This window comes from Dyadobacter frigoris (assembly GCF_005280585.1).
GTDB classification, from domain to species: domain Bacteria; phylum Bacteroidota; class Bacteroidia; order Cytophagales; family Spirosomataceae; genus Dyadobacter; species Dyadobacter frigoris.
In genome coordinates this window covers 1-26,834 of sequence record NZ_SZVO01000015.1, presented here as the reverse complement: position 1 = coordinate 26,834, position 26,834 = coordinate 1, and the positions used below count along the sequence as shown (strand labels likewise).

The 26,834-nt window shown below is 38.6% G+C and carries 29 protein-coding genes; 16 read left to right on the top strand and 13 right to left on the bottom strand.

Translation table 11 applies throughout. The features are described 5' to 3' along the window. Positions 1-6: 6 nt before the first annotated feature. Complete coding sequence (locus tag FDK13_RS26400; protein WP_137343025.1) at positions 7-402, top strand: type II toxin-antitoxin system HicB family antitoxin; 396 nt, start codon at positions 7-9, stop codon at positions 400-402. A 75-nt stretch (positions 403-477) separates the two neighbouring features. Here FDK13_RS26400 and FDK13_RS26395 read toward each other — a convergent pair whose 3' ends face one another. Then, the gene (locus FDK13_RS26395; protein ID WP_229216223.1) at positions 478-1,584 is read right to left on the bottom strand and encodes a lactonase family protein; all 1,107 of its coding nucleotides are present in this window, start codon (positions 1,582-1,584) and stop codon (positions 478-480) included. Between the two features lie 24 nt (positions 1,585-1,608). Next, positions 1,609-2,349, bottom strand: coding sequence for a carbohydrate-binding family 9-like protein (locus tag FDK13_RS26390; protein ID WP_137343024.1), 741 nt, complete (start codon positions 2,347-2,349; stop codon positions 1,609-1,611). Positions 2,350-2,652: 303 nt separating this feature from the next. On the opposite strand from FDK13_RS26390, the gene FDK13_RS26385 reads away from it, so the two are divergent. From FDK13_RS26385 to FDK13_RS26370, 4 genes are all read left to right on the top strand, one after another. Beyond that, entirely contained in the window at positions 2,653-2,877 is a 225-nt protein-coding gene (locus FDK13_RS26385; RefSeq protein WP_137343023.1) for a hypothetical protein, read from the top strand. A gap of 178 nt (positions 2,878-3,055) precedes the next feature. Next, positions 3,056-4,588 carry an MFS transporter gene (locus FDK13_RS26380; RefSeq protein WP_137343022.1) on the top strand — a complete coding sequence of 511 codons (1,533 nt, stop codon included), beginning with the start codon at positions 3,056-3,058 and terminating at the stop codon, positions 4,586-4,588. A gap of 97 nt (positions 4,589-4,685) precedes the next feature. Further along, positions 4,686-4,937: a DUF6814 family protein gene (locus FDK13_RS26375; protein ID WP_137343021.1), complete on the top strand. Its 252-nt coding sequence runs from the start codon at positions 4,686-4,688 to the stop codon at positions 4,935-4,937. A gap of 164 nt (positions 4,938-5,101) precedes the next feature. Continuing rightward, on the top strand, positions 5,102-6,286 hold the full coding sequence (locus tag FDK13_RS26370; protein WP_137343020.1) for an acetyl-CoA C-acyltransferase: 1,185 nt from the start codon (positions 5,102-5,104) through the stop codon (positions 6,284-6,286). A gap of 97 nt (positions 6,287-6,383) precedes the next feature. Here FDK13_RS26370 and FDK13_RS26365 read toward each other — a convergent pair whose 3' ends face one another. Beyond that, a complete protein-coding gene (locus tag FDK13_RS26365) occupies positions 6,384-6,881 on the bottom strand; it encodes a GtrA family protein (protein ID WP_137343019.1) in 498 nt (165 codons plus the stop codon). Positions 6,882-7,151: 270 nt separating this feature from the next. Between FDK13_RS26365 and FDK13_RS26360 the strand changes: the two genes are divergently transcribed. Further along, positions 7,152-7,661, top strand: a complete 510-nt coding sequence (locus FDK13_RS26360; RefSeq protein WP_137343018.1) for a hypothetical protein — start codon at positions 7,152-7,154, stop codon at positions 7,659-7,661. Positions 7,662-7,672: 11 nt separating this feature from the next. Further along, a complete protein-coding gene (locus FDK13_RS26355) occupies positions 7,673-8,266 on the top strand; it encodes a hypothetical protein (protein WP_137343017.1) in 594 nt (197 codons plus the stop codon). Positions 8,267-8,294: 28 nt separating this feature from the next. Here FDK13_RS26355 and FDK13_RS26350 read toward each other — a convergent pair whose 3' ends face one another. The 3 genes from FDK13_RS26350 to FDK13_RS26340 are packed head-to-tail and all read right to left on the bottom strand — an operon-like array spanning position 8,295 to position 11,536. Further along, a complete protein-coding gene (locus tag FDK13_RS26350) occupies positions 8,295-9,317 on the bottom strand; it encodes an SMP-30/gluconolactonase/LRE family protein (protein WP_137343016.1) in 1,023 nt (340 codons plus the stop codon). A gap of 55 nt (positions 9,318-9,372) precedes the next feature. Next, positions 9,373-10,914 (bottom strand): alpha-amylase family glycosyl hydrolase, encoded by a 1,542-nt coding sequence (locus FDK13_RS26345; protein WP_137343015.1) that lies wholly within the window; start codon positions 10,912-10,914, stop codon positions 9,373-9,375. Positions 10,915-10,951: 37 nt separating this feature from the next. Continuing rightward, positions 10,952-11,536, bottom strand: coding sequence for a Maf family nucleotide pyrophosphatase (locus FDK13_RS26340; RefSeq protein WP_137343014.1), 585 nt, complete (start codon positions 11,534-11,536; stop codon positions 10,952-10,954). A gap of 178 nt (positions 11,537-11,714) precedes the next feature. Here FDK13_RS26340 and FDK13_RS26335 point away from each other — a divergent pair, with 178 nt between their 5' ends. After that, positions 11,715-12,179: a MarR family winged helix-turn-helix transcriptional regulator gene (locus FDK13_RS26335; RefSeq protein ID WP_137343013.1), complete on the top strand. Its 465-nt coding sequence runs from the start codon at positions 11,715-11,717 to the stop codon at positions 12,177-12,179. 43 nt (positions 12,180-12,222) lie between these two features. Beyond that, positions 12,223-12,843, top strand: a complete 621-nt coding sequence (locus tag FDK13_RS26330; RefSeq protein WP_137343012.1) for a YceI family protein — start codon at positions 12,223-12,225, stop codon at positions 12,841-12,843. A gap of 73 nt (positions 12,844-12,916) precedes the next feature. On the opposite strand, the gene FDK13_RS26325 is transcribed toward FDK13_RS26330, so the two are convergent. After that, positions 12,917-13,375 (bottom strand): type I restriction enzyme HsdR N-terminal domain-containing protein, encoded by a 459-nt coding sequence (locus tag FDK13_RS26325; RefSeq protein ID WP_137343011.1) that lies wholly within the window; start codon positions 13,373-13,375, stop codon positions 12,917-12,919. Between the two features lie 50 nt (positions 13,376-13,425). On the opposite strand from FDK13_RS26325, the gene FDK13_RS26320 reads away from it, so the two are divergent. Then, positions 13,426-14,196, top strand: coding sequence for an AMP nucleosidase (locus FDK13_RS26320; RefSeq protein WP_137343010.1), 771 nt, complete (start codon positions 13,426-13,428; stop codon positions 14,194-14,196). A gap of 11 nt (positions 14,197-14,207) precedes the next feature. Here the strand turns inward: FDK13_RS26320 and FDK13_RS26315 are convergent, their stop codons facing one another. Then, a complete protein-coding gene (locus FDK13_RS26315) occupies positions 14,208-15,596 on the bottom strand; it encodes a glycoside hydrolase family 140 protein (RefSeq protein WP_137343009.1) in 1,389 nt (462 codons plus the stop codon). Between the two features lie 186 nt (positions 15,597-15,782). Between FDK13_RS26315 and FDK13_RS35575 the strand changes: the two genes are divergently transcribed. Further along, on the top strand, positions 15,783-16,895 hold the full coding sequence (locus FDK13_RS35575) for a hypothetical protein (RefSeq protein WP_170982923.1): 1,113 nt from the start codon (positions 15,783-15,785) through the stop codon (positions 16,893-16,895). A gap of 79 nt (positions 16,896-16,974) precedes the next feature. Beyond that, positions 16,975-17,346, top strand: coding sequence for a globin domain-containing protein (locus FDK13_RS26300; RefSeq protein WP_137343006.1), 372 nt, complete (start codon positions 16,975-16,977; stop codon positions 17,344-17,346). Between the two features lie 455 nt (positions 17,347-17,801). Here the strand turns inward: FDK13_RS26300 and FDK13_RS26295 are convergent, their stop codons facing one another. Continuing rightward, complete coding sequence (locus tag FDK13_RS26295; protein ID WP_137343005.1) at positions 17,802-18,608, bottom strand: glycerophosphodiester phosphodiesterase; 807 nt, start codon at positions 18,606-18,608, stop codon at positions 17,802-17,804. A 236-nt stretch (positions 18,609-18,844) separates the two neighbouring features. Between FDK13_RS26295 and FDK13_RS26290 the strand changes: the two genes are divergently transcribed. Next, complete coding sequence (locus FDK13_RS26290) at positions 18,845-20,260, top strand: CCA tRNA nucleotidyltransferase (protein WP_137343004.1); 1,416 nt, start codon at positions 18,845-18,847, stop codon at positions 20,258-20,260. A 99-nt stretch (positions 20,261-20,359) separates the two neighbouring features. Beyond that, positions 20,360-20,560, top strand: coding sequence for a hypothetical protein (locus FDK13_RS26285; RefSeq protein WP_137343003.1), 201 nt, complete (start codon positions 20,360-20,362; stop codon positions 20,558-20,560). Here FDK13_RS26285 and FDK13_RS26280 read toward each other — a convergent pair. Next, a complete protein-coding gene (locus FDK13_RS26280) occupies positions 20,557-21,867 on the bottom strand; it encodes a DUF2851 family protein (RefSeq protein ID WP_137343002.1) in 1,311 nt (436 codons plus the stop codon). The two genes, FDK13_RS26285 and FDK13_RS26280, sit on opposite strands and share 4 nt — an antisense overlap. A gap of 134 nt (positions 21,868-22,001) precedes the next feature. Here FDK13_RS26280 and mtgA point away from each other — a divergent pair, with 134 nt between their 5' ends. Then, positions 22,002-22,688 (top strand): monofunctional biosynthetic peptidoglycan transglycosylase, encoded by a 687-nt coding sequence (gene mtgA, locus FDK13_RS26275; protein ID WP_137343001.1) that lies wholly within the window; start codon positions 22,002-22,004, stop codon positions 22,686-22,688. Between the two features lie 79 nt (positions 22,689-22,767). Here mtgA and FDK13_RS26270 read toward each other — a convergent pair whose 3' ends face one another. After that, complete coding sequence (locus FDK13_RS26270; RefSeq protein ID WP_137343000.1) at positions 22,768-23,760, bottom strand: 2-hydroxyacid dehydrogenase; 993 nt, start codon at positions 23,758-23,760, stop codon at positions 22,768-22,770. A 29-nt stretch (positions 23,761-23,789) separates the two neighbouring features. Beyond that, positions 23,790-24,722, bottom strand: a complete 933-nt coding sequence (locus tag FDK13_RS26265) for a hydrogen peroxide-inducible genes activator (protein WP_137342999.1) — start codon at positions 24,720-24,722, stop codon at positions 23,790-23,792. 195 nt (positions 24,723-24,917) lie between these two features. Between FDK13_RS26265 and FDK13_RS26260 the strand changes: the two genes are divergently transcribed. Then, complete coding sequence (locus tag FDK13_RS26260; RefSeq protein WP_137342998.1) at positions 24,918-26,414, top strand: catalase; 1,497 nt, start codon at positions 24,918-24,920, stop codon at positions 26,412-26,414. Between the two features lie 143 nt (positions 26,415-26,557). Here FDK13_RS26260 and FDK13_RS26255 read toward each other — a convergent pair. Beyond that, positions 26,558-26,834: transposase (locus FDK13_RS26255; protein WP_170982892.1), on the bottom strand; the 277-nt coding region annotated here is incomplete at its 5' end.

Genomic DNA, 26,834 nt, shown 5'->3' with positions numbered 1-26,834 from the left:
ATTGATATGAAAAAGATAAAAATTATTATTGAGCGTGGCAAGGATAATTATGGCGCCTATGCTGAAAACGTAGAAATGATTACCGGGATAGGAGATACCATTCAAGAGGCAAAAATGTCAGCCCTTAATTGCATTGATATTATTAAAACATTTTCTCCGGATAATATTCCGGCTGCCTTAAAAGGCGATTACCAGATTATATGGAAATTTGATGTTGAAAGTTTGTTAGAGTATTACAAAAGTATTTTTAATCAAACAGGAATTGCCCGGCTTACAGGAATTAATGAGAAGCAGTTGAATCATTACGCTTCCGGGTTGAAAAAACCTCGCCAGGCACAGGTTAAAAAAATTGAAGCAGCCTTGCATCGTCTTGGATCTGAATTGCTTGCAATAGAATTGTAAATTTTTACAAACAATAAGCCAGTTAACTGAATTTTAAATCAGAGTTAACTGGCTTATGAATTAATAAATGACTATTTATTTCAAAAACAACTGCTTCACACAAACCGGAGTAGGAATACTAATCTCTTTTTCAGTATAAGTCAGCAAACCAGTTGCGGCATTTCTTTTAAAGAAAACAACATTGTTATTATCACGGTTGGTCACAATCACCAATTCTCCCTTGGCGTCAACCATAAAATTCCGTGGATGTTTTCCGTGTGTTTCAGGGAATCCGACCGTGGTCAGTTTTCCGGTTTTTGCATCTACCGCATATACGACAAGACTTTCATGTCCGCGGTTAGAGGCGTAAAGGAATTTTCCATCCGGCGAAAAATGGATATCCGCAGCAAAACTTTTTCCTTTGAAATCAGCAGGAAGCATACTCACGCGTTCAATTGGAACCAGCGCTCCTGTATTTTTTACAATTTGAAAAGCATTGACAACCGAATTTAACTCACAGGCAGAATAGCCAAAATTTCCGTTTGGATGAATGGCAAAATGGCGCGGACCGTCGCCCGCTTTTACTTCTGCATATGGCACTGCACCGGGCGTCAGTTTTCCGGTTTTCTGATCAACCAGGTAAACCATAATTCTGTCGATCCCAAGATCCGAAGCATAGATAAATTTACCATCCGCCGACGGAATTACCGAATGCATATGTGGTTTTTGAGTAGCAGAACCTTTATCCTGAATCTGATCGGCCAGTTCGCCTATGCTTCCGTCTTCGTTCAATAAATAAACAGCCAGCAAACCGCTGCCATAATTGGAAACATAAATAAACCGTCCTTTCGGATCCACACTTACATGGCAAGGCCCTTTTCCAACAGATGATTTTTCGTTGATCGGCGTAAGTTTGGCCGTTACCTGATCAATTTTATATGACGAAATCGTATTGTTATCTTCATTGGCGGAGTAAAGGAATTTTTTATTCGGGTGAAATTCAAGAAATGACGGACTGTTTTTATTGGTCAAAACCTGTATTTCTTTAAAAGTCATTGTACTTCTGTCAAAATCATACACGTAAATTCCTTCACCTTTTTGAGTATAAGTGCCGATGTAAAGAATTTCCCTGGTTTTCGGTTTCTGGGCAAAAGTCATGGTCGCTGCGATTAAACAGATGAATGTAAGAATGGTTTGTTTCATGGTTTAGTTCTTATTTGATTAAATTTATTCAAAAATGAGTGTACCGAATTTTTTAAAATCGTGAAAACTTCCACTTGTTTTCTGCCAGGAATAATATGCAGTTTCTTTATCATCATAATCAATACGATAAAAATTTCCTCTCCACTTTTCACCTGATTTTGGCGGAGATTGTACAATCGGATTCATCAAAACATAGGGAATGAAAAACTCAGCTTTCCATCCTTCAACGGATGCCATGCTTTTCTTTTGTCCGCCTTGCGCGCTGGTTTCGTGCTGCACTTTGTTACGGTCGTCGTAAAGCCATGGTTTCCAGCCTTGTGCCCGTCCTTTAATGTTTGGTACGAGAATCGCCAGCTCATAATTAAGCGGAGAAACTTCATATTCAAGATAAATCGGTTCAGAGCTGTCCGGCCATAGAAAAACCTCTACGACATCTTCTTTAAACAAAGTGCCAAAATCTTCCATAATGGTCGACGTCAGTTTTTTGTCGGTACAATCAAACAAAAAATAAATTCCTTTGTCGGAATACAGGATTTTAACCCTCGTAGGAAACTGTTTTCCCGGAACAGGCTGATTAGGCCCTTTTTGAACTGTAATATCGAACCAGCCGGCAGCCGACCAGTTTGCTGCGGAACCTTCACCGTTGACTTTGAAGTCGCTGGTTTTTTTGACAGTAAGTGTAGAATCTGCTGTGCCGGCATTCACAGGATTTTGATAAAAAACTCCGGCTGTCAGTAAAAACAGGAGTGCAATTTTTTCTAACATTTTTTTATGGTTTAGGAGATTCGGGAAACAGAAATCCTTCCGGATTAAAGCAGGCCGGCAATTTCATGAGGTTTTTAGATAATACCAAATCTGGCTGTTATTTCTGTTTCAAATAATAATCAGATCAATATTTATCCCGGCCATCAATAATTTAGCCAATAAAAATCCGAGCGTATATCTTCTTACAAAAACGGAAAATTCTCTACAATTAATCAGAGGTCAGGCGTGAAAATTTATAGGAATGATTATTTGAAAACCAGTTACAGATTAGTTTAGTAGTCAACGTTTTAAACTGAAATTATCATGATAACGAAAAGAAAAGATTCGGACGTTTTAGATACAGGTAAGCCAATTTTGGAACCACCAGTATATCCTAATTTCCCGGAAAATACGCCTGAGGGCCGTATGCCGAAAGATGATCCGGATTTGCTGAGAAAATCGGATGACGATGATATTGATGATATTACAGATGAAATCGAAGATGCGCCATTGGACAGTCTGGAAGATGACGACGAGGACGAGTGGTAGAAAAAACACATTGTCCGTATAAAATAAGCAAGCTTTTTTAGGAGCCTCCCAATTTATTTGGGAGGCTTTTTCGTTTTAAAATGAGTATTGAAACTGCATTTACGCCTTATTCTGCTAAATAAGCATTTGCCGTATCAGGCAAATCCTCTCACGTTCAATACTTACCACTTGCTGATCAATGAGTACACCCAAAGACAATGTTACACAAAGCATCACAAAAGTGATCGCAGCTTCCTCGCTCGGGACATTAATTGAATGGTATGATTTCTATATTTTCGGAAGTCTGGCGGTAATAATCGGTCATCAGCTCTTTCCAAGTGACGCAGGTGCCTCCGCATTGATCAATACGCTGGCGATTTTTGCAGCAGGTTTTATCGTCAGGCCGTTTGGCGCATTGGTTTTTGGTCGGCTGGGAGATTTGATCGGGAGAAAATATACATTTTTACTGACGCTCGTTTTGATGGGCGGCTCCACCTTTTTGATTGGCTTAATTCCTTCTTATTCCAGTATCGGTTACGCTGCGCCTATTCTGGTTTTGATTTTAAGACTCGTTCAAGGTTTGGCACTCGGTGGTGAATACGGTGGCGCTGCGACTTATGTAGCGGAACATGCACCTGCCGGCAAAAGAGGATTTTTCACAAGCTGGATACAAACAACAGCAACATTGGGATTATTCCTTTCGCTGGGCGTTATTGTTGCCACGAAAAATATTCTTGGCGCACCGGCTTTCGCCGATTGGGGATGGAGAATTCCATTTTTACTATCCATTTTATTAGTTGGCGTTTCCATTTATATCCGAATGAAAATGCACGAATCGCCGGTTTTTTCAAAATTGAAAGCGGAAGGAAAAATCTCTGCCAATCCATTAAAAGAAAGTTTCCAGAAAAAAGCAAATTTCAAAATGGTATTGCTGGCCCTTTTCGGCGCGACGATGGGGCAGGGTGTGATCTGGTATACGGGTCAATTTTACGCACAATCTTTTCTGGAAAATACCTGCAAACTGGATTTCAACGAATCACGTTACATTCTTCTTTGGGCTATTTTATTTGCCACGCCATTTTTCGTAATCTTTGGTTCATGGAGTGATAAAGTCGGAAGAAAGTGGATTATGCTTTCAGGAATGTTACTCGGAATTTTATTTTATCGTCCTATATACCAGTATTTTATTGATGCAACAAATGTCGGAGAATTTCAAAAAACGGAATTGAAATCGACATCTGCTCCGGTTGTAACAAGGGAATTTTTAGCAGAAAAAGCAGATTCGCTGATTACAACCACGACGATAAAAACCTTAAATAACGGAAGCACTTTCAAGGAAATAAAAACGGTCACGCGTCACGCTGACGAGACATTGTCTCCAACGGAAAAGATTTCCTTCGCTGACGTAACCTTGCCAAATAGCACATTCTGGATCATTGTCGCCCTGGTATTTTTTCAGGTATTGCTGGTCACCATGGTTTATGGCCCTATTGCTGCATTTCTCGTAGAATTGTTCCCAACGCAAATCAGATACACTTCCATGTCACTTCCCTATCATATAGGAAATGGTGTGTTTGGCGGTTTGGTTCCTTTTATAGCAACATTGGTCGCATCATTTCAAGGTTCGACGCCTTTGTCCGGATTATGGTATCCGATCGGAATTGCATCATTATCCTTTGTAATAGGAGCGGTTTATATCAATAACAAAGGTGACCGGGATGTAACAGATTGAGCTTTCAGCGGTCGGTAATCAGCTATCGGCAGTTAAAATTTCTGAGATTTGAGAGTGAGAAAAGCATTATAAATCAGCTATTATTAAGCAAAAAGATATGAATACTTTAAAAAGAATTTTAGGAATTGTCTGGATCATTTTAGGCCCGACGATCATTCTATTTTTATTTATGCAGGCGGCTGAAAAAATTGCGGCCGCTACCATTGGAATAGCCCGTACCAACACCACTTTACAATGGTCGATCATTATTATCATATTTATCCCGATCTGTGCCGGGCTTATGATTTTTGGTTATTACGGAGTGAAAGGGGAATATGACCGGCTGCCGGAGAGTTCGGAAGAGCTTTAAAAACGGTTAAAATGATTGTTACAAATTGTAAATCAATTTAAAATAGCCGCAAAAGAATAAAAACTTCTTCATTTCAGGACAGGTTCCTTATATTTATTGTTGTACCGAATAGAGTCTGGCAATAAACTTTTGATTTGTTAAAACAAATCAGCAAAACCAAAAACATGAAAGAAGAAGTTTTTATTCTCGCTGCTGCCCGCACACCGATAGGCAGTTTTGGCGGTTCGTTATCCTCCGTTTCGGCTACTCGCCTTGGTGCTGTCGCAATTAAGGGGGCACTGGAAAAATCAAAAATTGACCCGGCTTCAGTACAGGAAGTTTACATGGGAAATGTAATTTCATCCAATTTGGGACAGGCTCCTGCACGGCAGGCTGCCATTTTTTCAGGATTATCTTCAGATGTTATTTGTACGACAGTCAATAAAGTTTGTGCTTCCGGCATGAAAGCTGTTATGCTTGGAGCTCAGGCTATTCAGCTTGGCGATGCAGAAGTGATTGTGGCTGGTGGGATGGAAAATATGTCACAAATTCCCTATTATTTGCCAAAAGCGAGAACTGGTTATGGCTATGGAAATGGAGAAATTATCGATGGTTTGGTAAAAGACGGACTTACTGACGTTTATGACCAAAGTGCAATGGGGCTTTGCGGAGATAAAACAGCTTCGAAATATAGTATTTCGAGAGAAGAGCAAGATGAATTTGCGATCCGCTCTTATAAATTAAGTGCAGATTCTACGGAAAATGGATATTTCAAAAACGAAATTGCTCCGGTTGAAGTAATTTCTCCAAAAGGTGGTTCTTCGGTTTTTGTTGAAGAAGATGAAGAATTCAGGCGGGTTAAGTTTGAAAAAATTCCTTCTTTAAAACCTGTTTTTTCTCCTGACGGAACGGTAACAGCCGCCAATGCATCGACAATTAATGACGGTGCAGCCGCATTAGTTTTGGCTGGTTCAAGTACAGTTTTAAAATCCGGATTAAAACCAATTGCCAGAATTGTTGCTTATGCAGATGCCGAACAAGATCCTGCGTGGTTTACTACCACGCCTGTTTTGGCGACACAAAAAGTTTTAAAGAAAGCGGGGTTGACGATTTCGGATATCGATTATTTTGAAGTCAATGAAGCCTTTGCAGTCGTTGCTTTATTTTACATTAAAGAACTGGGACTGGATCGGGAAAGGGTGAATGTTTTTGGTGGAGGAGTTTCCCTTGGACATCCACTGGGGGCTTCAGGAGCTAGAATTGTCACAACTTTGCTTTCTGTTTTGGAACAAAAAAACGGACGCTATGGACTTGCTTCCATTTGTAATGGAGGCGGAGGAGCATCGGCTATTATAGTAGAAAGAATTTAATTATTGCCCTAAATATTCTTGCCACAAATGCACAAATTGTCCCGAATGGTTTTTAAATATTCGGGATAATTTGCGTATTCGTGGCAAACTTTAAAATTTATCGGATCAGCACTTTTAACCGGTTGTAAAAACCTGTGCTTTTAAAAGTAAAAGTTTTATGCAAAATGTAATTGCTGATAAAACTAAAACCCATTCCTACGATATAACAGGCCATTTCATTAACATTCACATGTTTTTTTGACCAAGGCAAAAGGTAATTATATTGCTGGAAGTAGTGATCCGAAATGTAGTAAGCTCCAGTTGAAAATATGTACGTTACAAATCCTGAAAAAACGGCCACCATCAAAAATTTAACCATTTCCCGTCTCGTTTGATTCGTTTTTCGGGCGTTAAATGCAAACAGTTTGGTAAGTGCAAAACCGACTACAAAAGAAGCTGCGTAGGCCGGTAAAATTGATTGCTGGAATGTCAATCCAAACCAGTCTTTAAATAAACTACTACAAAGTAACTGAACAACAGCCCCGGTTCCGGCTACAAGAAAATATGCAATTAAGTCTTTAGAATTAAAGATTTTACTCTTTTTATTATCAACCACAGGGCTAATTATTAGTTTAGAAGAATGAAATGTCGGGTCAATATTAGAAATAAAATGATCCTGAAACAAAGGCAGCCAGATAATTTGATTTAAAGGAAACAATTTATACCTTTTCCCGGACGAGTATTTTTGTGACCAATTTGCTACTTATACGTCCCAATAAATATTCGTTTTTTGGCATTGGTTCAGTTTTATTAATGTACGAGATGAAAGCCATCGTTAAAAAATGGGAAATCATATTCTAATATTTATTTTTTTAGTAACACGTTTATGAAAAGATTTTTTTTACTTTTTGCGTTGATTTTTGCTTTTTCAACAGCCCAGGCTCAGCCTGAAAAATGGGCATTGGGTGTAAAAGTTGGGGAGCCGACCGGTTTTAATCTTCGAAAATATGGAGACAAAAACGCATTGGATATTACAGTTGGTACTTATTCGAGTTTATTGAAAAAGAAAGCCTACCGTGAAGGAGAATATGCCAGTATCGGTTTCATGCTGAATGGCAGCTATTTATGGTTTGTACCGATGTTTAATGACAGAATGATCGCTTATGGCGGTGCTGGGATTCAGATAAATTCTCGAAAGTATTATCCTAATGTTACTCATAAGGAAGTGCATACCAACAACATTTCAACAGGTCCTTCATTTACGGGCGGTCTGGAATTTTTCTTCGCTCAAAAACCGACTTCCTTTTTTATCGAAGGCGGCGGCTATGTAGAATTGCTTCCCAAAGTACTTTATTTCAGTCCAAATTTGAATGTTGGATTACGACATAACTTTTAATTGATACAGCCATGCGTCGTGCCTTTGTTTTAACAGGAATTGCATTTCTTGTTTTGTTAAATTTTTCTTGTGCAAATCTTAAAAGCAGTCTGAGTAAATCGGATTCTTCTGATTACAGCAAGCAACAACCTTATTCCAGTTCGTCTGTACAAAGAGACACGACAACGGTAATCAAATCTGCGACTTCCTACACAACCGGAAAAGCAGATCAGTCGGACGTAAAATATAAAAAGGACTATTTGAAAACGACTGGTGAGTCCGACCTGCGTTCTGGTACAGATTCTCGAAATTTAAATAATTCAACGGCAGAAGCAAATCAACAGCTCCTTAATCAGTATGCTGAAATGGATAAGTTGGGGGATCTGGTACTTTATGAGCTGGATATCGTTGAAAGGCGTCGTGATGTTTTACTGGAAAAATTTCGAAATGCATCTGCTGCCGAAAGAGAAACCCTGACGAATGAGTTGAATACGCTGGATACAAACCAGATCGCTTTATACAAAGCATACGTAAAGGTGTACAAAGAAGGAAAGACGAATTGGCCTATGGTTCACAAAAGTGTGGAAGCCACGCTTCTCAGTCTGAGAGGAATTGGAAATAAATAACATGGAAACATTTTCCATGTTATTTATTTTACCAGTCTGCACCTTTTGTACTTGTTTTGATTCTGCACAAATATCCGTCGACGGTGATGTAAAGTGTTGATCCGTCGTCTCCCCATGCGCAGTTTGATGCAAGTTCTCCGTCTGTTTCTATTTTTCCAAGAAGTTTTCCTTCGGGAGATAGTATCAATATTCCACCTGGTCCGGAAGTCCAGATATTCCCTTCAATGTCAAGTTTAAGTCCGTCAGGTAAACCTTTCAGGCCCGTTTTACTCATAGGCGTGGCATCATAAAATAACTTTCCTTTTCCAACCGATCCATCAGTCTGAACAGGATAAGACATTAGAAAAGCTTTTTCCGGATCTGACTGGGCGATGAAAAGTGTTTTTCCATCTGCTGAAAATGCCAATCCGTTAGGTCTGGTTAAGTCTTTAATTATTAGTTTCGTTTCGCCTCTTGGTGTGATTTGATAAACGCCGAAATAAGAAGTTTCACGGCTGGAATCCATTTCATATTTTGCCAAACCATAAGGCGGATCTGTGAAATAATAGCTGCCGTTTGTCAGATTTTGTACTACGTCGTTTGGACTGTTGAAACGTTTTCCTTCAAAATTATCTGATAAAGTAATTTTCCCGCCTCCGTTTAAAGGCATGGCTGAAATCCGTCGATCGCCGTGTTCGCAGGAAATTAATCTTCCTTTTTTATCAATTGTTAGCCCGTTACTTCCCCGTTCGTTGCTGTATTCTCCCAGTCCGGTATATCCGGATGGTTTTAGAAAAAGCGATAATTCATTTTTCTCGTCCCACTTGAAAACCGTGTTTTTGGGAACGTCTGAAAACAGCAAATAACCTCCGTCTTTCACCCAGACCGGCCCTTCACACCAGACGAATCCTGTTGCTATCACTTCCAGTTTTGCATTTTTTGGCAGCAGCTTTTCCAGCTTTGGATCGTTGATAATAATCTTTCCAAGTACAGGATATGTTTTCTGCGCAAAAGCAGAAATTGATAAAACCAGAAATAAGCAGGGAAGTAAAGATGTGAGGCGTAGTTTCATTTTTATAAGATTAGCCGGAATTATCAGTAATCCTTTAAAAAGATAGGAGTGCCGACTAAACTACTGTTGGCAAATTAATACCTGATATCGGCATTGATTTTTCTTTTAAAATCAGACTTTCGTATGGAGCCAATACGATTTCACCGTTTTCTGGGATTAAAGATTTATTTGTTGAAAAAAGTAAATCCTGAAAATTTGCAATGCTCTCGGGAAGCCGGATATTTTTTATTTCACTACATAAATTATGAATGATCAAAACCGGTTCCGTTTCATGCGTGCGGATATAGGCGATGATTTCATTATCAAGTGATTCAACTTCTTCCAGATTTGGTTTTAAAATTTGACCCAGCGCCTCAAAAGATCTACGTAAATCGATCAGCTTTTTATAATGGGAATAAATCGAATCAGTATCCTGAATTTGTACAGAAAGCGGTTTTATCGTTTTCAAAGTTGAAAATTCTGCTTCCAGCCAGTTTGTTTTACCTGGATCTGTTTCATTTTCGGACCAAAGAAAGGGTTCGCGGATGTGGGGATCTGGCTTCGTCCCCAGCATACCAATTTCCTCTCCATAATAAATATAGGGCTGGCCAGGTAAAGTAAGCAAAAGCGTAGCCGCCAGTTTTATTTTACCAATATGATTACCAACAACACTTCCAATCCGGTCCTGATCATGATTTGTCAACATGATGGCGTCAATAAAATCCGGATTGAAAACTTCAAATTGAGAATAACTCGCCAGCAATTGCTGAACCAGATTCTCATCTTTTTCCTGAATCACGATGCGTTGTAAAGCGAAACTCAGATCAAAATGAAAAGTAGCGTTAAGGTTTTCCAGATAAGGTGCCACTTCCCAGGTTTCCGCCCATACTTCTGCCACGGTATAAGCATTGGGTTTTGCTTTTCTGACTACATCATTAAAATATTCCCAGAAACCGTGATTTTTTTCTTTTTCCCAAATTGGATAAATATGGCGTGCAGCATCAAGACGAAATCCGTCAATCCCAATTTCTTTAAGCCAGAAAGTAATTATTTTAGCCAGTTCTTTTTTCAACGGCTCCGAACCATAATTAAGATCCGGCATACCTTTCCAGAAAAGTCCGTAATATTTTTCGTTATCTCCCGGTATTTCATGCCAGGGATACACCTCATCTGAATCGTCAGAAGTTTGTCTTTCTGCGATTCCCAGCTCTTCTATTTTTTCGGGAGATAACCACCAGTAAAAATGGCGGAAAGGATTTTTCAGACCTTTACTTGCTTCTGCAAACCAGGGATGATACGTGCTGGTGTGATTAACGATCAAATCCAGATAAACAACGATATCTCTTTCATGAGCTTCGGAAAGGAGTCGTTTGAAATCTTCCATCGTTCCAAATTCCTGTTCGATTCCGTAATAATCAACCGGGTCGTATTTATGATAACTCGGAGCCGGATGAATCGGTGTCAGCCAAATAGCTTCTATACCCAGATCGGCCAGATAATCCAGTTTTGAAATAATTCCGTTCAAATCTCCGATTCCATCTCCGTTCGAATCACAAAACGACCGGACAAAGATTTCGTAACAAACGCGGGGAATGAATTTCGGAAGATTTGGATGCATCAGATTCAGGAAACGTGAAAGATCAGGAAGCCGGTTTTTAGCTTTGTGTTTTCAAAAACGGTTTTAATAATTGGTAAACAACATGAACCGGAAGTCCCATGATGGTATAAAATGATCCTTCAATCCGGTTTATACCCACCATGCCGATCCATTCCTGAACACCATAGGCGCCCGCTTTATCAAACGGTTTATAATGTTCAATATAATAGTTTATTTCGGTTTCCTCTAATGTCCGGAAACTGACAAGCGCAGTATCTGAAATGGTATAAACATGATCGTCGGCTAATAAACTAACGGCTGTTGTAACTTCATGCGTATTCCCGGATAGCATTTTTAGCATCCTTACCGCGTCCGGAATATCTTTTGGTTTGTTTAAAATGGTTTCTCCAATAATAACAACCGTGTCGGCTGTCAATATAATTTTTTCAGGATGCAGATTTCTGAAAACTTCTGCTTTTTGCGAGGAAATATATCCGGCAACTTCATGTGTTGGAATGTTATCAGGAAAAGATTCGTCCGTTGGAAGCACTTTTACTTCAAATTCAAAACCTGTTTCCTGTAATAATTGTTTTCTGCGAGGGGAATTGGAAGCCAGAATCAGAGGCCTAGTTAATTGAAACATAAATATTGAAAATAACTTTTACTTTTTAAATATTTGGTAATGAGATATTTGTATTGTTAATTTTAAGAATGCTACAAATATCCGGAAATACTTTTTACAAACCGGAACTTAAATTGAACAAATACATGTTTCAACATTATATGTATATACACAGTATTGCATTTCAACAATTTAAGCTATGTCTATTGAAACCGATATAAAACAAAAAAAATTTCGAAGCCCTTATCAGCGAATGGGACTTAATCTGGTTTACACCAGTAACTGGATCCAATATCAGCAGATGGAGATTTTTCGGGAATTTGATATTACGTCACAGCAATATAATGTTTTGAGGATTTTACGGGGACAACATCCAAATCCAATTAAAGTAAGTGATATTGCTGACAGAATGCTGGACAAAAATTCCAACACTTCGCGGCTTATCGATAAGTTACTCCTTAAAAAGCTGGTTGATAGAAAATCCTGCCCGAATGACCGACGCGCGGTGGATGTGATTATTACCGAAGAAGGTCTGGCATTGTTAAAAGATCTGGATCCTGAAGTTGAAAAATGGGAAGATAATATGGTGGGAATCACGCCCGAAGAAGCCGATCTGATCAGTTCTTTGCTTGACAAATTACGTAATTCAAAAAATAACAACTAATACAAATAACAAACAATTCAATTTAAATTAAATCATGACTACAATGAATTCTCTAAAATCGTTTGCAGCTTCTGTTGCAGTTTCTTTGTTCGCATTGACAGCTGTTTCTGCAGCTGACGGAAACAAAACAAAAGCTACAAATCTTAAAGTTGACGTTTCCAAAAGCGAAGTAATCTGGACTGGTAAAAAAGTAACTGGCGAGCACACAGGTAAAATTTCTTTGAAAGAAGGTACTGTGATAATGGACGGCGCAAAATTGGCTGGAGGTAAATTTACTGCTGATCTTACTTCGATCACAAATACTGACCTTACTGATAAAGAATACAACGGAAAATTGATCGGTCACTTGAAATCTGATGATTTCTTTGGCGTTGAAAAACACCCGACAGCTACTTTCGTAAGTACAAAAGCCGTTTCAAAAGGTGCTGGTGTTTATGACGTAACGGGTAACCTTACTATTAAAGGAATTACAAAACCTGTAACTTTCCCTGTAACTGTTAAAGCAAGTGCAACGGGTGCTGATATCACTGGTAAATTGGTAATTGACCGTTCTAAATTCGATATTAAATACAACTCAAAATCGTTCTTTGACGCTGCTGCACTTGGTGACAAATTGGTTAATGACGATTTCACATTAGATATTAAATTGGTTGCAGTTAAATAATTGCTATCGGAATATTTGAGTAACCCTCTTTGAAAAAGCCTGCTGACAATCTTGTCGGCAGGCTTTTCTTATTTTAGTTTTCTTCCTTATTCCATTCCCGGTAAAATGGAAAATCATCCAGAAATTTTACCCGGCCGTTTTCAACCTTGAAACAATAATGGCTCATGCCATTTGTAACTGCTAAATAAGCGGGTTTCAAAGTGAAATTATACCGGCTTATTTGGGCAAAAGTAATGTCGTTTACAGGTATAAATGGCGCTTTACATTCAACAAGAAGAAAAGGCAAACTATCTTTTGAGAGTATCATAATGTCTGTTCTTTTAGCCAAAGTATGATACTTCATACCGGTTTCTATGGCAAAAAGCGACTTGGGATATCCGTAATGGTTTATTAACAAATGAATAAAATGTTGCCGAACCCATTCTTCCGGCGTTAGAGAGACAAATTTTCTTCGTATAATGTCAAAAATATAAGGTTTCCCGCTTACGTCTTTAACTTTATATTCGAAAGCAGGCAAATTTAATGATTCCATAGGCGAAGATAATCATCACAATTACCGATGCCAATAAACCCGGAAAAATCATGACAACGAAAGAACAAATTGTAGAGAACTGGCTTCCGCGTTATACCGGAACTGCGGTAGAAGATTTTGGCAATTATATTCTGCTTACCAATTTTGGCAATTATGTGACCATGTTTGCCGAAAAATTTGATGTGGAAGTAAAAGGCAACGGTCGAGCGATGCAGACAGCAACGGCCAACGATATTACCATTATCAATTTTGGTATGGGAAGTCCGATGGCGGCAACCGTTATGGATTTGCTCTCTGCTATAAATCCCAAAGCGGTACTTTTTCTTGGGAAATGCGGCGGTTTGAAGAAAACACAGGTTGGCGATCTTATTCTTCCTATCGCAGCCATCAGGGGCGAAGGTACGAGTGATGATTACATGCCAAGCGAAATTCCGGCACTTCCTTCATTCCGTTTACAAAGCACGGTTTCTGCAAGTATTGCCAAACACAATCTTGATTACTGGACGGGCACCGTTTACACAACCAACCGCAGGATTTGGGAGCATGATGATAGTTTCAAGGAATATCTGCGTGATATCCGCGCTATGGCGATTGACATGGAAACAGCTACAATATTTATTGTGGGTTTCGCCAATTCAATTCCACACGGTGCTTTACTTTTGGTATCCGACAATCCCATGGTTCCGGAAGGAGTCAAAACGGAGGAAAGTGATAAAAAGGTAACGACAAATTATGTCACGACGCATTTGGAAATCGGTATAGAATCCTTAACTGAACTGGCAAGGTCGGGTGAATCTGTAAAGCATTTGCGGTTTGAATAAGCGATAATGTTTTACTTTCCCCATGATTTTGTTGCGTCAGCAATGACCAGAATCCAGTCTGATTCCGGGCCGGCTGCGTAGGGTTTAAATGCTGTTACTGCATCATTTTTAATATTGCCGATTTTAATTTTTGTGGCATCTCTTGGGTTAAACCAATAAGCAGTCAGAGATTTGGAAGTAAATTGCGCAAGGTCGATTTTAAAACTTCGGCCATAAGGCGTGTAAGCAATCAACAAATCTTTATTTTTAGAAAAGGCTGAAATCTGGTAGGAGGCGTCTTCCGGATTTTCATTTTTGATAACAGACTGATCCGGAATAAGTGTGGTCCAGGGATATGATTCAAGAAATGTTTTCATATAACCCATTTGATAAGCACCGGGCAAATCAACAGCTATTTTCCAGTTTGTTTTCGCAACGGAAACTGGTGGATTTCGGTCGTAGTTGAAAAATTGCCAGATATCATGACAACCGTAAGTATGTCCGCAGGCGCCTGAAAGTACGGCCCAATAAGCGGCTTGTCTGGTATCAAAATCATTAAAATAGCCTAATTCCGGTTTCCAGTTAATAGGGTGATCTTCGTAACGTGGTTCGCCATCCAGTGTAGGTTTTGGAGGCGAAAGATTATAATCATTACGGATCATGAGATAATTTTTACTGTTTTTCTCTCCGTGTCCGGATTGGAACATGTTGACATCCAACCAGTTTTCTTTATGAAAATATTTTGAAGAATAACTGGCGCCCATGGGATGGTAAGTGATGATCTGGTCATTTCCGGCAACAGCTTTTATTCCAGCTGCCATGGCTTCGATAATCTTTATATGTGTTTCATTTTCAGGACTTCTGTCGCCTCCCAGAATCCAGATAATCTTTTTGTTTTTAAATTTATTTCCCAAATATTCTCCATAAATTCTGGCATTTTCAGCTGTAAAAATCTCAGGTCCAATGCCCCATTTTTTATTGAATTTATCACCCCAGGTTGGCAAAAGCCCAATGTATAATCCCAGTTGATTTGCCTTATCGATAACTTTTTCAATATGTTGAAAATACAATTCATTGGGTTTCGTCGGATCGTTATTGATTAAGGGCAACTGTCCCTGCTGGCCAGGTTGTGTGAGTCCGTCAAACTCTGCCAGTGCCACACTTTGAATCACATTAAATCCTTTTGAAGCTCTGTTTTTGAGATATAATTCTGCTTCTTCCAGGGTTAATCTGTGAAATAATTCCCAGGCGGTATCGCCCAGCCAGAAAAATGGTTTCCCGTCCTCCTGCATAATGTAGCGGCTGTCTTTTGGTACAGATAGTTTCTGCAATTTGACAGGATTCAGTAAATGTTTTTTCTGGGCAAAATCGTGATGCCAGATAATTACAGAAAGAAACAGAAGAATAAATCTTTTATACATTTTAGTAATTTAAACGAGAAGCAAAGCTTTGTACTGCAAATCAGATTATTAGCTTATTAAATTATAAAGAGGTTAAATGGAGCAGGTTACTTATTGAGAAAAGTAAATTGTTTAAGCGATAGTTTAAAAGTAATTTTAAGTGTCTTATTTAAATCAACGATCAGCTTTTCGTTTAACAGTAAAAAAATGGCAAAATCAACGATTCTTCATATTGGCGCGCAAAAGGAAATTTTGTCAAAACGTCAGAAAGAATTTAACAGACTTACTAAAAAAATTGAGCAGCTGGAAAAAACGCTGTTAGAATTTCGTGGGGGGAAAGATGAACTTTTCAATCGTATTAATAAGGAAATGAACCCCATACACGGGCAGATAAATTCTTTGAAGGCGGAAATAATCCGTAGTATGGATCGTATTTTTTCTGATAAGATTTTCAAAAAAAACGACAAGAAAAAACTTTCTTATCTGATTACTGACGTAAGTTTCAAGCTGATAGATGAAGATGGCTTTGAAGACCTTAAGCCAATATTCAACAGACATAACGATATTGATTTTGATACCGTTAATGCTGAAATAGAAAAGGAAGCTGCCCAAATGGCCAAGGGTATGGCGTCACAATTCGGAATGCATTTTGATGATGAAGATGTTTCGACAAAAGAAAAATTTCAGGAAAAGATGTTTGAAAAACTGCTTGAAATGGATGAGCAGCTTGAGGAACAGGAAAGAATAAAAGAAGAACATAAAGCTCAAAAACCGAAAACCAAAAAACAGCTCGAAAAAGAAGAAAAACAGAAACATGAAGAGCAGCGACTTACCAAATCGGTGAGGGCGATTTACATGGATCTGGTTAAAGCATTTCATCCCGACCGTGAACAGGACGAGTCGGAAAAACTACGGAAAACAGAGGTAATGCAGCGCGTTACGCAGGCATACAATGATAATAATCTGATGGCATTGCTGAAATTACAAATGGAACTGGACAGAATTGATCAGGAGCATTTGGAAAAACTGGCGGATGAGCAACTGATTTATTACAATAAAATATTAAAACAGCAGGCTGATGAATTGGAATATGAGAAGTTTTATATTGTTGAGGATCTTGCTTCCTGGTGCGATATGTATCCTTTTGAAATTACAACAATCGAAACTGTAATGCTGAAATTTAACAAGGAAGTGAGAAAGTTGAAAAGCGATTTTAAAAAACTGAAAAATGAAGCGGTACTTTGGAATAACCCTTTGGAAGCAAAAGAATTACTGAAAATTTATCAGATACCGAAAGACGATAATTATGACTTCTTCTGACACAGATGAATAAGTGGCGGGACTTAAATATCCGGTGTTTTTCACTTGTGATCTGCAATATTAATACCAATTTTGATTCATGGAAGGTTTATCATTATATGACCGCATCGGCGGGGAAGAAACACTGAGATTGTTAACGGATCGATTTTATGATCACGTATTTGCTCATGAACTGATTTCACGTCTTTTCAAAAGTAACAAAGATGAAATCAAAGAAAAGCAGCGCCTTTTCCTTACCCAGTTTTTAGGCGGCCCTGCATTATATTCAGAAGTTTTCGGCCACCCCAGATTAAGAGCCCGTCACATTCCACATACGATTACAGAAGAGGATGCAATTGCCTGGCTAACATGCATGGACAGAGCGATTTCAGCATTGACAATTAGTGATGAATTAAAAAAAGAACTTTTTGGCAGGTTTCCACAATCGGCTCTTTTTATGGTAAATAGCTAGTTTTCAGGCTATTTTATAAATCTTACTTTTTTACAAAAAATAATTTCTTTAATCTATTTATTAACAACTATTTGATATTCAAATAGTTGTTAATATCTTTGTTTTACTCTTCGTTATTATATATTCTTAAAGTTACTATTTCAATAATTTTTAGACTAATTTTGATTTACGCTAACTCCTCCTCGATCTAATCCTATAAAATAATCGTATATGTACATATGTGGCTTATTATGTCACAATTGCCAAATTTTCACGGTAAATCCTTTCTATTAGCATGATCATCTTTACTGAGTTTTTAATACGTACACTTATCGGAATAGTCTTGTTGGCCGCATTGATCATTACCACAGTTCTTTTGGGGCCTGTTCATTTGGCTATTATGTTATTGTCCGGGTCGCTTTTTCAAAAGGCAAATATGAAATCTCAGTGGGTTTGGTGATGTCCATTTTCTCTGTTCATTTAAGAAAGGCTGAAAATTCAGAATCAATCTGAAAATATTTTACTCCAAAAGACATCATTTGGCTGCAATCGTCTTTCGCTTGCTGGTACATATTCGCCGAATTTTTGTAGTGGTATTTATTAATAGCCGCAACAGTTAGTATTCCATTATTCTTCGTCCAGTTAACATCGTTTTGCGTCATCTTTGAGGGACGTTCAAATAAGAAATAATGATTGGGTTTGTAATCTTGTCTGGCTTTGTTCTCTTCAAGCTGTTTTCTTGTACAGCTAAGTTTTATTTTGCCAGTGAAAAATTCAGTAGAAGCATCTGTACCAATCATCAGGGCTTTTTCCCGTAAATTATATTTATCGAGTAATACCAGTAATTGGTTAAATAACGCGGTATCCAGGCCTTCAATTTTATTATCCAGCATTACATTCATGTGATTTTTGCTGCAAAATTGAAAAACTGTTTCCAGTTTTAATGGAGTATTTCCGTCTGGTTTGCTGGATAGCTTTTGAATATCCGCCCAGTTCATATCGGTAACTTTTTCTTTTATGCCATAATATCTTTCAAAATCCGCGTCATGGTTTGCGATCAGTACGCCATCTTTCGTGACACGCATATCAGTTTCAATCATGGCGTATTTATTTTCCATCGCCTTTTCCAAAGCCGGTAACCCATTTTCTGTAAATGTGCTGTCAACAACGCCTCCTCTGTGTGCAATGAGATGGATCGTATTATTTTGAGCATTTACCGTCAAATTGATAAAGAATAAAAGTGCAGGTATGGATCGGGAAAAGCAGGAAAGAGAAAATTTCATTTTGAAAAGTATTATTAACAGTTCAGGATCAGGATCAGGATATGTTTTGGACCAAAAATCAGCTAAAATTCTGATTTCCTTGCGATTTTTATGTAAAGTAAATGTAAAGATTTAAAGCTTTTTGTACCAACCTGAATGTTCAGTAACGAAGAATAGAAATTTATATTGGTATTAATTTTAAGAAGACGTTAAATTCGTCGTAAATGTAAAGAACAAGAATTCCTTACCTTTGCGGCATGAATTTTAAAGAGCAGTTAATAAATTACCCGATACTGGAAATTGTAGCCCAGGCTTCGTCAGAGCTGGGTGTTGAAGCATATATAATTGGCGGTTTCGTACGCGACCTGATACTGAAAAGACCAAGTAAAGATATTGATATCGTTTCCATCGGAAGCGGAATAGAGCTGGCAGAGCTTGTTGCACAGCAACTTGGGCCGGATGTACACGTAAGCATTTTCAAAACATTTGGAACGGCACAAATCCGGCAGGGCGATCTGGAAGTAGAATTTGTGGGTGCCAGAAAAGAGTCATACAGCCCCGATTCCCGTAAACCTGCGGTAGAGGATGGCACATTAAAAGACGATCAGAACCGTCGGGATTTTACAATCAATGCGATGGGAATAAGTTTGAGCCGAAGCAATTTTGGCGAACTTGTCGATCCATTTGAAGGTATGCGGGACCTTCGTAAAAAAATAATTCGTACACCTTTGGAGCCAGGAATTACGTTTTCCGATGATCCGCTGCGGATGATGCGCGCCATTCGTTTTGCCTCACAACTGAATTTTGATATTGAGCCGGATACTTTTGATGCGATTATCAGCATGAAAGACCGCATCAGTATTGTGTCCATGGAGCGCGTTTCGGATGAACTTAATAAAATTATTCTGTCGCCGGTTCCTTCCTATGGTTTTAAATTGCTATATCATGCCGGACTTTTAGCAATTATTTTTCCGGAAATGATAGAATTGCTTGGTGTTGAAACGATTGACGGAAAAGGGCATAAAGATAATTTCTATCACACATTACAGGTTCTGGACAATGTTTCAGAAAATACGGATGATCTCTGGTTGCGCTGGGCGGCAATTTTACATGATATCGCGAAACCTGCAACCAAGCGTTTCGATAAAAGAATAGGCTGGTCGTTTCATAACCATGAAGAAATCGGAGCAAGAATGGTTCCGGTGATTTTTCGCCGGATGAAATTGCCGCAGAATGAAAAAATGCGTTTTGTCAAAAAACTGGTCAGACTGCATTTGCGTCCGATTGTATTGTCGCGGGAAGAGATTACTGATTCAGCGATGAGGCGACTTTTGGTAGAAGCCGGAGAGGATATTGAAGCATTAATGAAATTGTGCCGGGCGGATATAACCTCCAAAAATCCGGATAAAGTGAAAAAGTTTCTTCATAATTTTGATATTGTTGAACAAAAACTGAAAGACCTGGAAGAGCGCGACAAACTGAGAAGTTTCCAGCCCGTTATTACCGGAGAAATAATCATTGAAACTTTTGGACTAAAACCATCACGTGAAGTTGGCGTGATGAAAGAAATTATTCGTGAAGCAATTCTGGAAGGCATTATTCCAAACGAATATGAACAGGCATATGCTTTTATGGTGGAAGAAGGTAAAAAAATGGGTTTAACAGTGCAGTAATCCACTTTTATATTCCAGAGGCACATTGAATAAATTGTTGTATTCTCTATTTTTGCATACCTGAAATAAATCAAACAAAAATCCTTCATAACTATTAAAATGGAAAGTACGCAGTTTAAACGTTTTTTCGGAGCACTTCTGACCTTATTGGGAATTGCTGTTTTGTTGTTTGCCTGTGTCGCATTTCTTTCTGAAAAACCGGTTTTAGGTCTTACCGTTTCCAAATGGGAATCTGTTGTTCCGTTTTTAGTTGGTTCGGTTTTTCTGCTTACGGGAGTAAATTTAATCAGCAGAGTTTAGGTTGAACGAACCAAAGCTGCGCCCACGGTGCACTCCAGGCATTTTTTGTTGGTGCAATAATGATTGTACCATTCAATAAGTGACTGAGAATCGGCGGCCGTTTTTACTTTCATTCCTAGTGTTTCCCATTCTCTTGTGATACGGTTATTTTCTGCCGGGATTTCGGAGAGCCAATTCAGCGCCTTATCCAAATAATCCGGTTGCTGCCGTTGTTTCGAATAAGCTACCAAAAGCGGAACCACTGCATTGATAATCAAAAGATTGACAGCATCTTTTCCCATGACTGGAACTTGTGATTTGGATAACTTGCCAAATTGGAAATGGTGCATCCAGTAGTCAGATTGTTTTAAATTAAACAAACGATGGAGTGATTGTACATTTTTGGCTGAGATAATCGATGAGAATAAATTGCCATTTTTGGTGATCAGATCTGCAAACTGGGAAATCCGGATCGTAGGAAATCCAGCTGGCCGCAAACGTAAAAATTTGAATTCGTGGGTGTTCATCTGTAAATACGAAGTTCCATACTTGTTTGATAAAAACTGGTATTCTCTTCGAAGCGTTTCAATGTATAAGTCTTCCGGGTTTTCATCGTCCGCTTTGTTCGGAATTAATCCGGCAGTTCCAAAAAGAAGTGCTTCCAACTGTATAAACTGGCTGCGGTGTTTTTGTAATATTTTCAATGGAATGATTTGGGTAAGGCGCAAAAATGCCGGATCATTCAGTTTAAATCCAAAATGTTGTCCGAGCCATTGGTAAGTGGTTTCTTCCCAATCCTGTTGATTCGCATGATATAATTCCAGCACTTTGGATGCCTTTTTATCCAGTCTTTCCAGTAAGACCCTGTCGAGCATGGAGAATTTCTGTAATTCATTAATGATGGGAAATTGTTCCTGACAAGGAATTCCGGGACTCGCATAGAATTCCTGAACGTTCATTAGCGATGCATATCTCTCAAGAATGGAAAGCCTCACAAGACCTTTGAGGGATAAGACAGGAAGCAAAGTTTTATCCGGCCTGAAAATAGGAATATCATTTTCCCAGACAACATGCATGATCACACTTTCATAGGCACCATCTCCACTGTGCTGATGCAGAAGCCAGTCTGACGATTTGGTATGAATTTCAACGGAACCTATCCATTCAACCCCATCAATCCGGATTCTGCTATTAGAAAAATCCGGACCGGCATTTGTGTTTTTATGGCCTGTACGAATTATCTGAATCGTTTCGCCTTCTTCGGTTTTCAGGTTTACGGCATCAAAATATTGAAATTGCCATATAAAACCCAGCAGATCTTCATTCATAGTCTTAACTGATAGCGTGTGTTGAAAAAATATCCTGTTTCAGGATCAATATTCTTTGTCCAAACCTGAATAGTTCTGTTCTTTGTACGTGTTTTTATTGGTTTGGTTTCTTATCCTGAGGAAATAATTATTGTATGCTCCGCCGTTTTCTGTTATATGCGTTTAAATTTCTTATTTACTTCTTTGCTATTTCCATCATTTGGGTTGTGGTTTTAAAATTTGTTCCTGTTTGGATAACACCTTTTATGATATCCCGGAAGATCGACGCGTTCCGTGCTGATGAAAACACGGAGATTTACAAGGACTGGGAATCTTATGACAATATTTCAAAAGAGGTAGCGCTAGCCGTAGTTGCATCCGAAGACCAGAATTTCCCAAATCACTGGGGATTTGACTTTGATGAAATTTATGACGCCATGACTGAAAAACGCAAACGTGCCCGTGGAGCAAGTACAATTTCTCAACAAGTGGCCAAAAATGTTTTTTTATGGCATGGCAGAAGTTATATCAGGAAAGGATTAGAAGTTTACTTTACCGTTTTAATTGAATTGATATGGGATAAACAGCGGATTCTGGAGGTATATCTCAATGTTGCTGAAATGGGAAAAATGACATTTGGCGTTGAAGCCGCTTCTCAACGGTTCTACAAAAAATCAGCAAAGAATTTATCGCGTTACGAAGCCGCAAGAATTGCGGCAGTATTGCCAAATCCGGTTCGGTTTTCCATCAAAAATCCTTCGGCATATGTTAATAAAAGGACAAATCAGATTGTGAGGCAAATGAAATATTTGGGCGGGCAGAATTATATTGCGGATTTGTGAAATAATGGCTGAGTTAGTTTTTTAGCTCAGCATAATTAAATTTGGATAAACGTTTTCGTGATATTTTCTTAAATGGCCGTTAGCTTTTTATTTCATTTACTAATTCTCGTCCACTTTCAAAACCCGATAAATTATTAAGCGTAATCGTCGCAATTTCTTCCAATGCTTCTTTTGTGAAAAATCCCAGATGACCGGTGATTAATACATTTGGAAAAGAAATCAGCCTTGCTATAACATCATCCTGAATAACACTTTCTGAAAGATCCTGGAAAAAAAGATCGGCTTCCTGTTCATAAACGTCAATACCGAGATAACCGATTTTTCCTGTTTTCAAACCCTCAATGGCATCTTGTGCATTGATTAAAGCACCGCGACTGGTATTGATCAGCATGACACCATTTTTCATTTTTGAAATAGAACCGGCATTGACAATATGTGCAGTTTCAGGATTAAGCGGGCAATGCAGGGAAATGACGTCACTCTCAATCAACACGTCATCCAGATTTTTATATTGAACACCTTTTGTTATTAAATCTGCTGATTTCTGAATATCGTAAGCCAAAACTTTACAGCCAAAGCCCAACATTATTTTACAAAAAGACGCACCAATCAAACCTGTCCCGATAACACCGACCGTTTTTCCGGATAAATTAAAGCCAGTCAGATTTTCAATAGAAAAATTCCCTTCCCTGACACGGTTATAGGCCTTGTGTGTTTTTCTGTTTAAAGTAAGAATTAAAGCCGTTGCATGTTCTGCGACAGATTCCGGTGAATAGGCTGGAACTCTTACTACTTTAAGATTTGTGGATTTCGCAGCTTTAAAATCCACATTGTTAAAACCTGCACAGCGCAGTGCGACTACTTTTATTCCGTTAGCACTGATTATTTCAATTGTTTTGTCGTCGATTATGTCATTAACAAATACACAAACTGCCTCGAAGCCGACTGTTAAGCTTGCAGTTTGATGATTTAGCGGAACTTCAAAGTAGGTTAGTTCATGAAAGTTATCATAATTAAATCTGCTGAAATATTCTTTGTCATATGACTTGGTACTGAAAAAGGCGACTTTCATAATCAGGATTGTTTAAAGAAATGTAATTATTACAAAACCCTCATTTCAACTTTTTTGTTATAAATTTCCTTTGGTACATAATCCATGATACCGGTTTTAAGCGCGTCGATCAAACGTGTTTTTACCTGTTCACGATTCACAACCAGACATACTTCCCGGGCAGGTTCGGGCCATTGAAAATGCCGGATATGTTTTTTTCTTTCTTCTGATAATTCTAATACGGCGAGCTCAGGAAGAATCGTAATTCCTCCATTTTTTTCTACCATACGGATCAAGGTTTCTATACTTCCCGAACGATAATGAAAGCTGTTACCAAACTGGCTGCTGCGGCTTAATTCACATAAGCGCTGTATCTGTGTTCTGAAACAATGCCCCTCTTCCAAAAGCCATAATTCATTCGGTTCAATATCTCCGGGAAGAATATATTCTTTGCTGTACAAATCTGTATTTTCAGAAACATAAGCGTAAAATATTTCCTTGTATAACGGGATTTCTTGTAACCCGCTGTCTCCGGAAAGTGATGCTACGATGCCTACGTCAAGATTTCCCAGTTTCAGTTCCGTAATAATCCGCTCTGTGATCATCTCCGAAACATGAAGCCGGATACTTGGATAATTCTCAATAAAGGGCTGTACCAGATGGGGTAGAAGATACGGAGCAATCGTAGGAATAATACCGATCCGAAGTTCTCCTGATAAATCGCCGTTAAAATGTTTAGCGATTTCAGTCATTTGGCGGGCTTCAAAAAGTATTGTTTTTGCCTGATCAATAATAAGTCTGCCAATACCAGTCGGGACAATGGGCTGTTTGGTACGATCGAAAATTTTTACGCTTAATTCATCTTCAAGTTTCCTGATCATCATCGATAAAGTCGGCTGGGTAACGTTACAATGTTCCGAAGCCTGAACGAAATGACGATGATTATCAACGGCCACAATATATTCGAGTTGTTGAATATTCATTAAAAGTTTTGTCTAATTATTAACCTCAACAATCAGTTTTTGATAACTGGCGGTTGGATACTCATATGAAACGATATATAAATCATATCTATGTAAAGATAGAAATTATCAGTTTGATTTATGTATTTGAAAGGCTTTAATTTGTAACATACTTCTTCGCTGAGGTTACTAACCAAAGTTTTAAGCTGAATCAATATGGCAGACGATAAGAAAAGATTAACAACTGCTTCCGGTAAACCTTACACGGAACACGAAAATAGTCAGACCGTTGGGCCAAGAGGCCCGATTTTATTGCAGGATTTCGTTCTGCATGAGAAAATGGCTCATTTTAACCGCGAACGTATACCGGAACGCGTGGTACATGCAAAAGGATCCGGTGCCTATGGCACATTTACGGTAACACATGATATTTCAAAATATACTAAGGCCAAATTGTTTAATGAAATTGGCAAGCAGACTAAGACTTTTCTGCGTTTCTCGACAGTAGGAGGTGAAAAAGGTTCTGCGGATACAGAACGCGATCCAAGAGGTTTTGCTTTAAAATTTTATACGGAAGATGGAAACTGGGATATTGTTGGTAACAATACACCGGTATTCTTTATCAAAGATCCAAAAAAATTCAGCGATTTTATCCATACTCAGAAACGTGATCCACGTACAAACTGTAAAAGTGCCACAATGATGTGGGATTTCTGGTCGTTAAATCCGGAAAGTCTGCACCAGGTTATGATACTTTTCAGTGATCGGGGCACGCCGTACAGCTATCGTCACATGCATGGATTTGGAAGCCATACATTCTCTATGATCAATGCGGATAACGAACGTGTTTTTGTGAAATTCCATTTCAAAACACTGCAGAAAATTAAAAACTTCACAGATTCTGAAGCCGCAAGGATGAAAGGAATGGACGCGGATTGGGCGCAACGGGATCTTGTTGACGCGATTGATAACAGTGACTTTCCAAAATGGGATGTGAAAATCCAGGTGATGACGGAGGAAGAAACGCAGACTTTCCGTTGGAATCCATTTGATGTTACAAAAATCTGGCCGCAGGGAGAATTCCCTCTAATTGATGTTGGGACGTTGGAATTAAATCAAATTCCGTCAAATTTCTTTGCGGAGGTTGAGCAGGCAGCTTTTGCACCAGCACACGTTGTGGATGGAATCGGCTATTCTCCTGATAAAATGTTGCAGGGACGCTTGCTTTCTTACCCGGATGCGCAGCGTTACAGATTGGGTGCAAATTATGAGCAACTGCCTGTAAACCGTTGTCCATATGCGACAAACAACTATCAGCGGGATGGTGCGATGCGTCTGGATGGAAACGGCGGAGGAGCGCCCAATTATTTTCCAAACAGTTTTGATAAAGTTGAAATCGATTATAGCTACAAGGAACCCGCCGAAAATATGAATTCTCTGGTGGCAGATTGGTATGATCGTAATGGTGAAGGAGAAAACGATCATTATACACAAGCGGGCGATTTGTTCCGTAAAGTGTTTACTGAAGAAGAAAGAACTACTCAGGTTAACAATTTTCTGGGCTCATTGAAAAATGTAAACGGACCAAAGCGTGAGCTGATTTTAAACCGCCAGCTTTGTCATTTCTTTCGTGCTGATCCGGAATTGGGCGCTCGTATTGCACAAGGATTGGGTATTGAAATAGACGAAAAGATGTTCGCGCACAAAAAGTAAGATTGATAAAAGGAATATATATGTAATGCACAAAGCCATGCGGAACTTTCGTATGGCTTTATTTTTTTGTTAAAAAAGCATTAAATTTTTGTATTAAAGAGATTTTGTAATTTGTCTAAATTCTTAGAGTATGTTTTGGGATCTTATTTTGTTATTCTATTCAAAAAAATGGATAAGTAGGCAATTTCAAGCATTGCCTCAGCAGATTCTACGGTTTTCTCAACATCTCTAAATAGTCGACGTTTAAAATTTAGCCATCCAAACGATCTTTCTACTTGCCAGCGATTTTTCTGAGGGATAAATCCTTGTGCTGATTCTGGTTTTTGTGCAATTTCCACCTCCCATTTATACTCTTTGATTACATAATCTATGAATGTTATTTTATAACCGTTGTCGGCAGTAATTTTTTGTAAATCAGGC

Coding starts and splice junctions, on each gene's coding strand:
- FDK13_RS26375 (WP_137343021.1), top strand. CDS start 4,686: ATGAATACTTTAAAAAGAATTTTAGGAATTGTCTGGATCATTTTAGGC.
- FDK13_RS26315 (WP_137343009.1), bottom strand. CDS start 15,596: ATGTATAAAAGATTTATTCTTCTGTTTCTTTCTGTAATTATCTGGCAT.
- FDK13_RS26260 (WP_137342998.1), top strand. CDS start 24,918: ATGGCAGACGATAAGAAAAGATTAACAACTGCTTCCGGTAAACCTTAC.
- FDK13_RS26400 (WP_137343025.1), top strand. CDS start 7: ATGAAAAAGATAAAAATTATTATTGAGCGTGGCAAGGATAATTATGGC.
- mtgA (WP_137343001.1), top strand. CDS start 22,002: ATGCTCCGCCGTTTTCTGTTATATGCGTTTAAATTTCTTATTTACTTC.
- FDK13_RS26270 (WP_137343000.1), bottom strand. CDS start 23,760: ATGAAAGTCGCCTTTTTCAGTACCAAGTCATATGACAAAGAATATTTC.
- FDK13_RS26380 (WP_137343022.1), top strand. CDS start 3,056: ATGAGTACACCCAAAGACAATGTTACACAAAGCATCACAAAAGTGATC.
- FDK13_RS26385 (WP_137343023.1), top strand. CDS start 2,653: ATGATAACGAAAAGAAAAGATTCGGACGTTTTAGATACAGGTAAGCCA.
- FDK13_RS35575 (WP_170982923.1), top strand. CDS start 15,783: ATGGCAAAATCAACGATTCTTCATATTGGCGCGCAAAAGGAAATTTTG.
- FDK13_RS26395 (WP_229216223.1), bottom strand. CDS start 1,584: ATGAAACAAACCATTCTTACATTCATCTGTTTAATCGCAGCGACCATG.
- FDK13_RS26280 (WP_137343002.1), bottom strand. CDS start 21,867: ATGAATGAAGATCTGCTGGGTTTTATATGGCAATTTCAATATTTTGAT.
- FDK13_RS26295 (WP_137343005.1), bottom strand. CDS start 18,608: ATGAAATTTTCTCTTTCCTGCTTTTCCCGATCCATACCTGCACTTTTA.
- FDK13_RS26390 (WP_137343024.1), bottom strand. CDS start 2,349: ATGTTAGAAAAAATTGCACTCCTGTTTTTACTGACAGCCGGAGTTTTT.
- FDK13_RS26320 (WP_137343010.1), top strand. CDS start 13,426: ATGACAACGAAAGAACAAATTGTAGAGAACTGGCTTCCGCGTTATACC.
- FDK13_RS26325 (WP_137343011.1), bottom strand. CDS start 13,375: ATGGAATCATTAAATTTGCCTGCTTTCGAATATAAAGTTAAAGACGTA.
- FDK13_RS26345 (WP_137343015.1), bottom strand. CDS start 10,914: ATGCATCCAAATCTTCCGAAATTCATTCCCCGCGTTTGTTACGAAATC.
- FDK13_RS26350 (WP_137343016.1), bottom strand. CDS start 9,317: ATGAAACTACGCCTCACATCTTTACTTCCCTGCTTATTTCTGGTTTTA.
- FDK13_RS26360 (WP_137343018.1), top strand. CDS start 7,152: ATGAAAAGATTTTTTTTACTTTTTGCGTTGATTTTTGCTTTTTCAACA.
- FDK13_RS26265 (WP_137342999.1), bottom strand. CDS start 24,722: ATGAATATTCAACAACTCGAATATATTGTGGCCGTTGATAATCATCGT.
- FDK13_RS26330 (WP_137343012.1), top strand. CDS start 12,223: ATGAATTCTCTAAAATCGTTTGCAGCTTCTGTTGCAGTTTCTTTGTTC.
- FDK13_RS26370 (WP_137343020.1), top strand. CDS start 5,102: ATGAAAGAAGAAGTTTTTATTCTCGCTGCTGCCCGCACACCGATAGGC.
- FDK13_RS26290 (WP_137343004.1), top strand. CDS start 18,845: ATGAATTTTAAAGAGCAGTTAATAAATTACCCGATACTGGAAATTGTA.
- FDK13_RS26285 (WP_137343003.1), top strand. CDS start 20,360: ATGGAAAGTACGCAGTTTAAACGTTTTTTCGGAGCACTTCTGACCTTA.
- FDK13_RS26300 (WP_137343006.1), top strand. CDS start 16,975: ATGGAAGGTTTATCATTATATGACCGCATCGGCGGGGAAGAAACACTG.
- FDK13_RS26355 (WP_137343017.1), top strand. CDS start 7,673: ATGCGTCGTGCCTTTGTTTTAACAGGAATTGCATTTCTTGTTTTGTTA.
- FDK13_RS26340 (WP_137343014.1), bottom strand. CDS start 11,536: ATGTTTCAATTAACTAGGCCTCTGATTCTGGCTTCCAATTCCCCTCGC.
- FDK13_RS26335 (WP_137343013.1), top strand. CDS start 11,715: ATGTCTATTGAAACCGATATAAAACAAAAAAAATTTCGAAGCCCTTAT.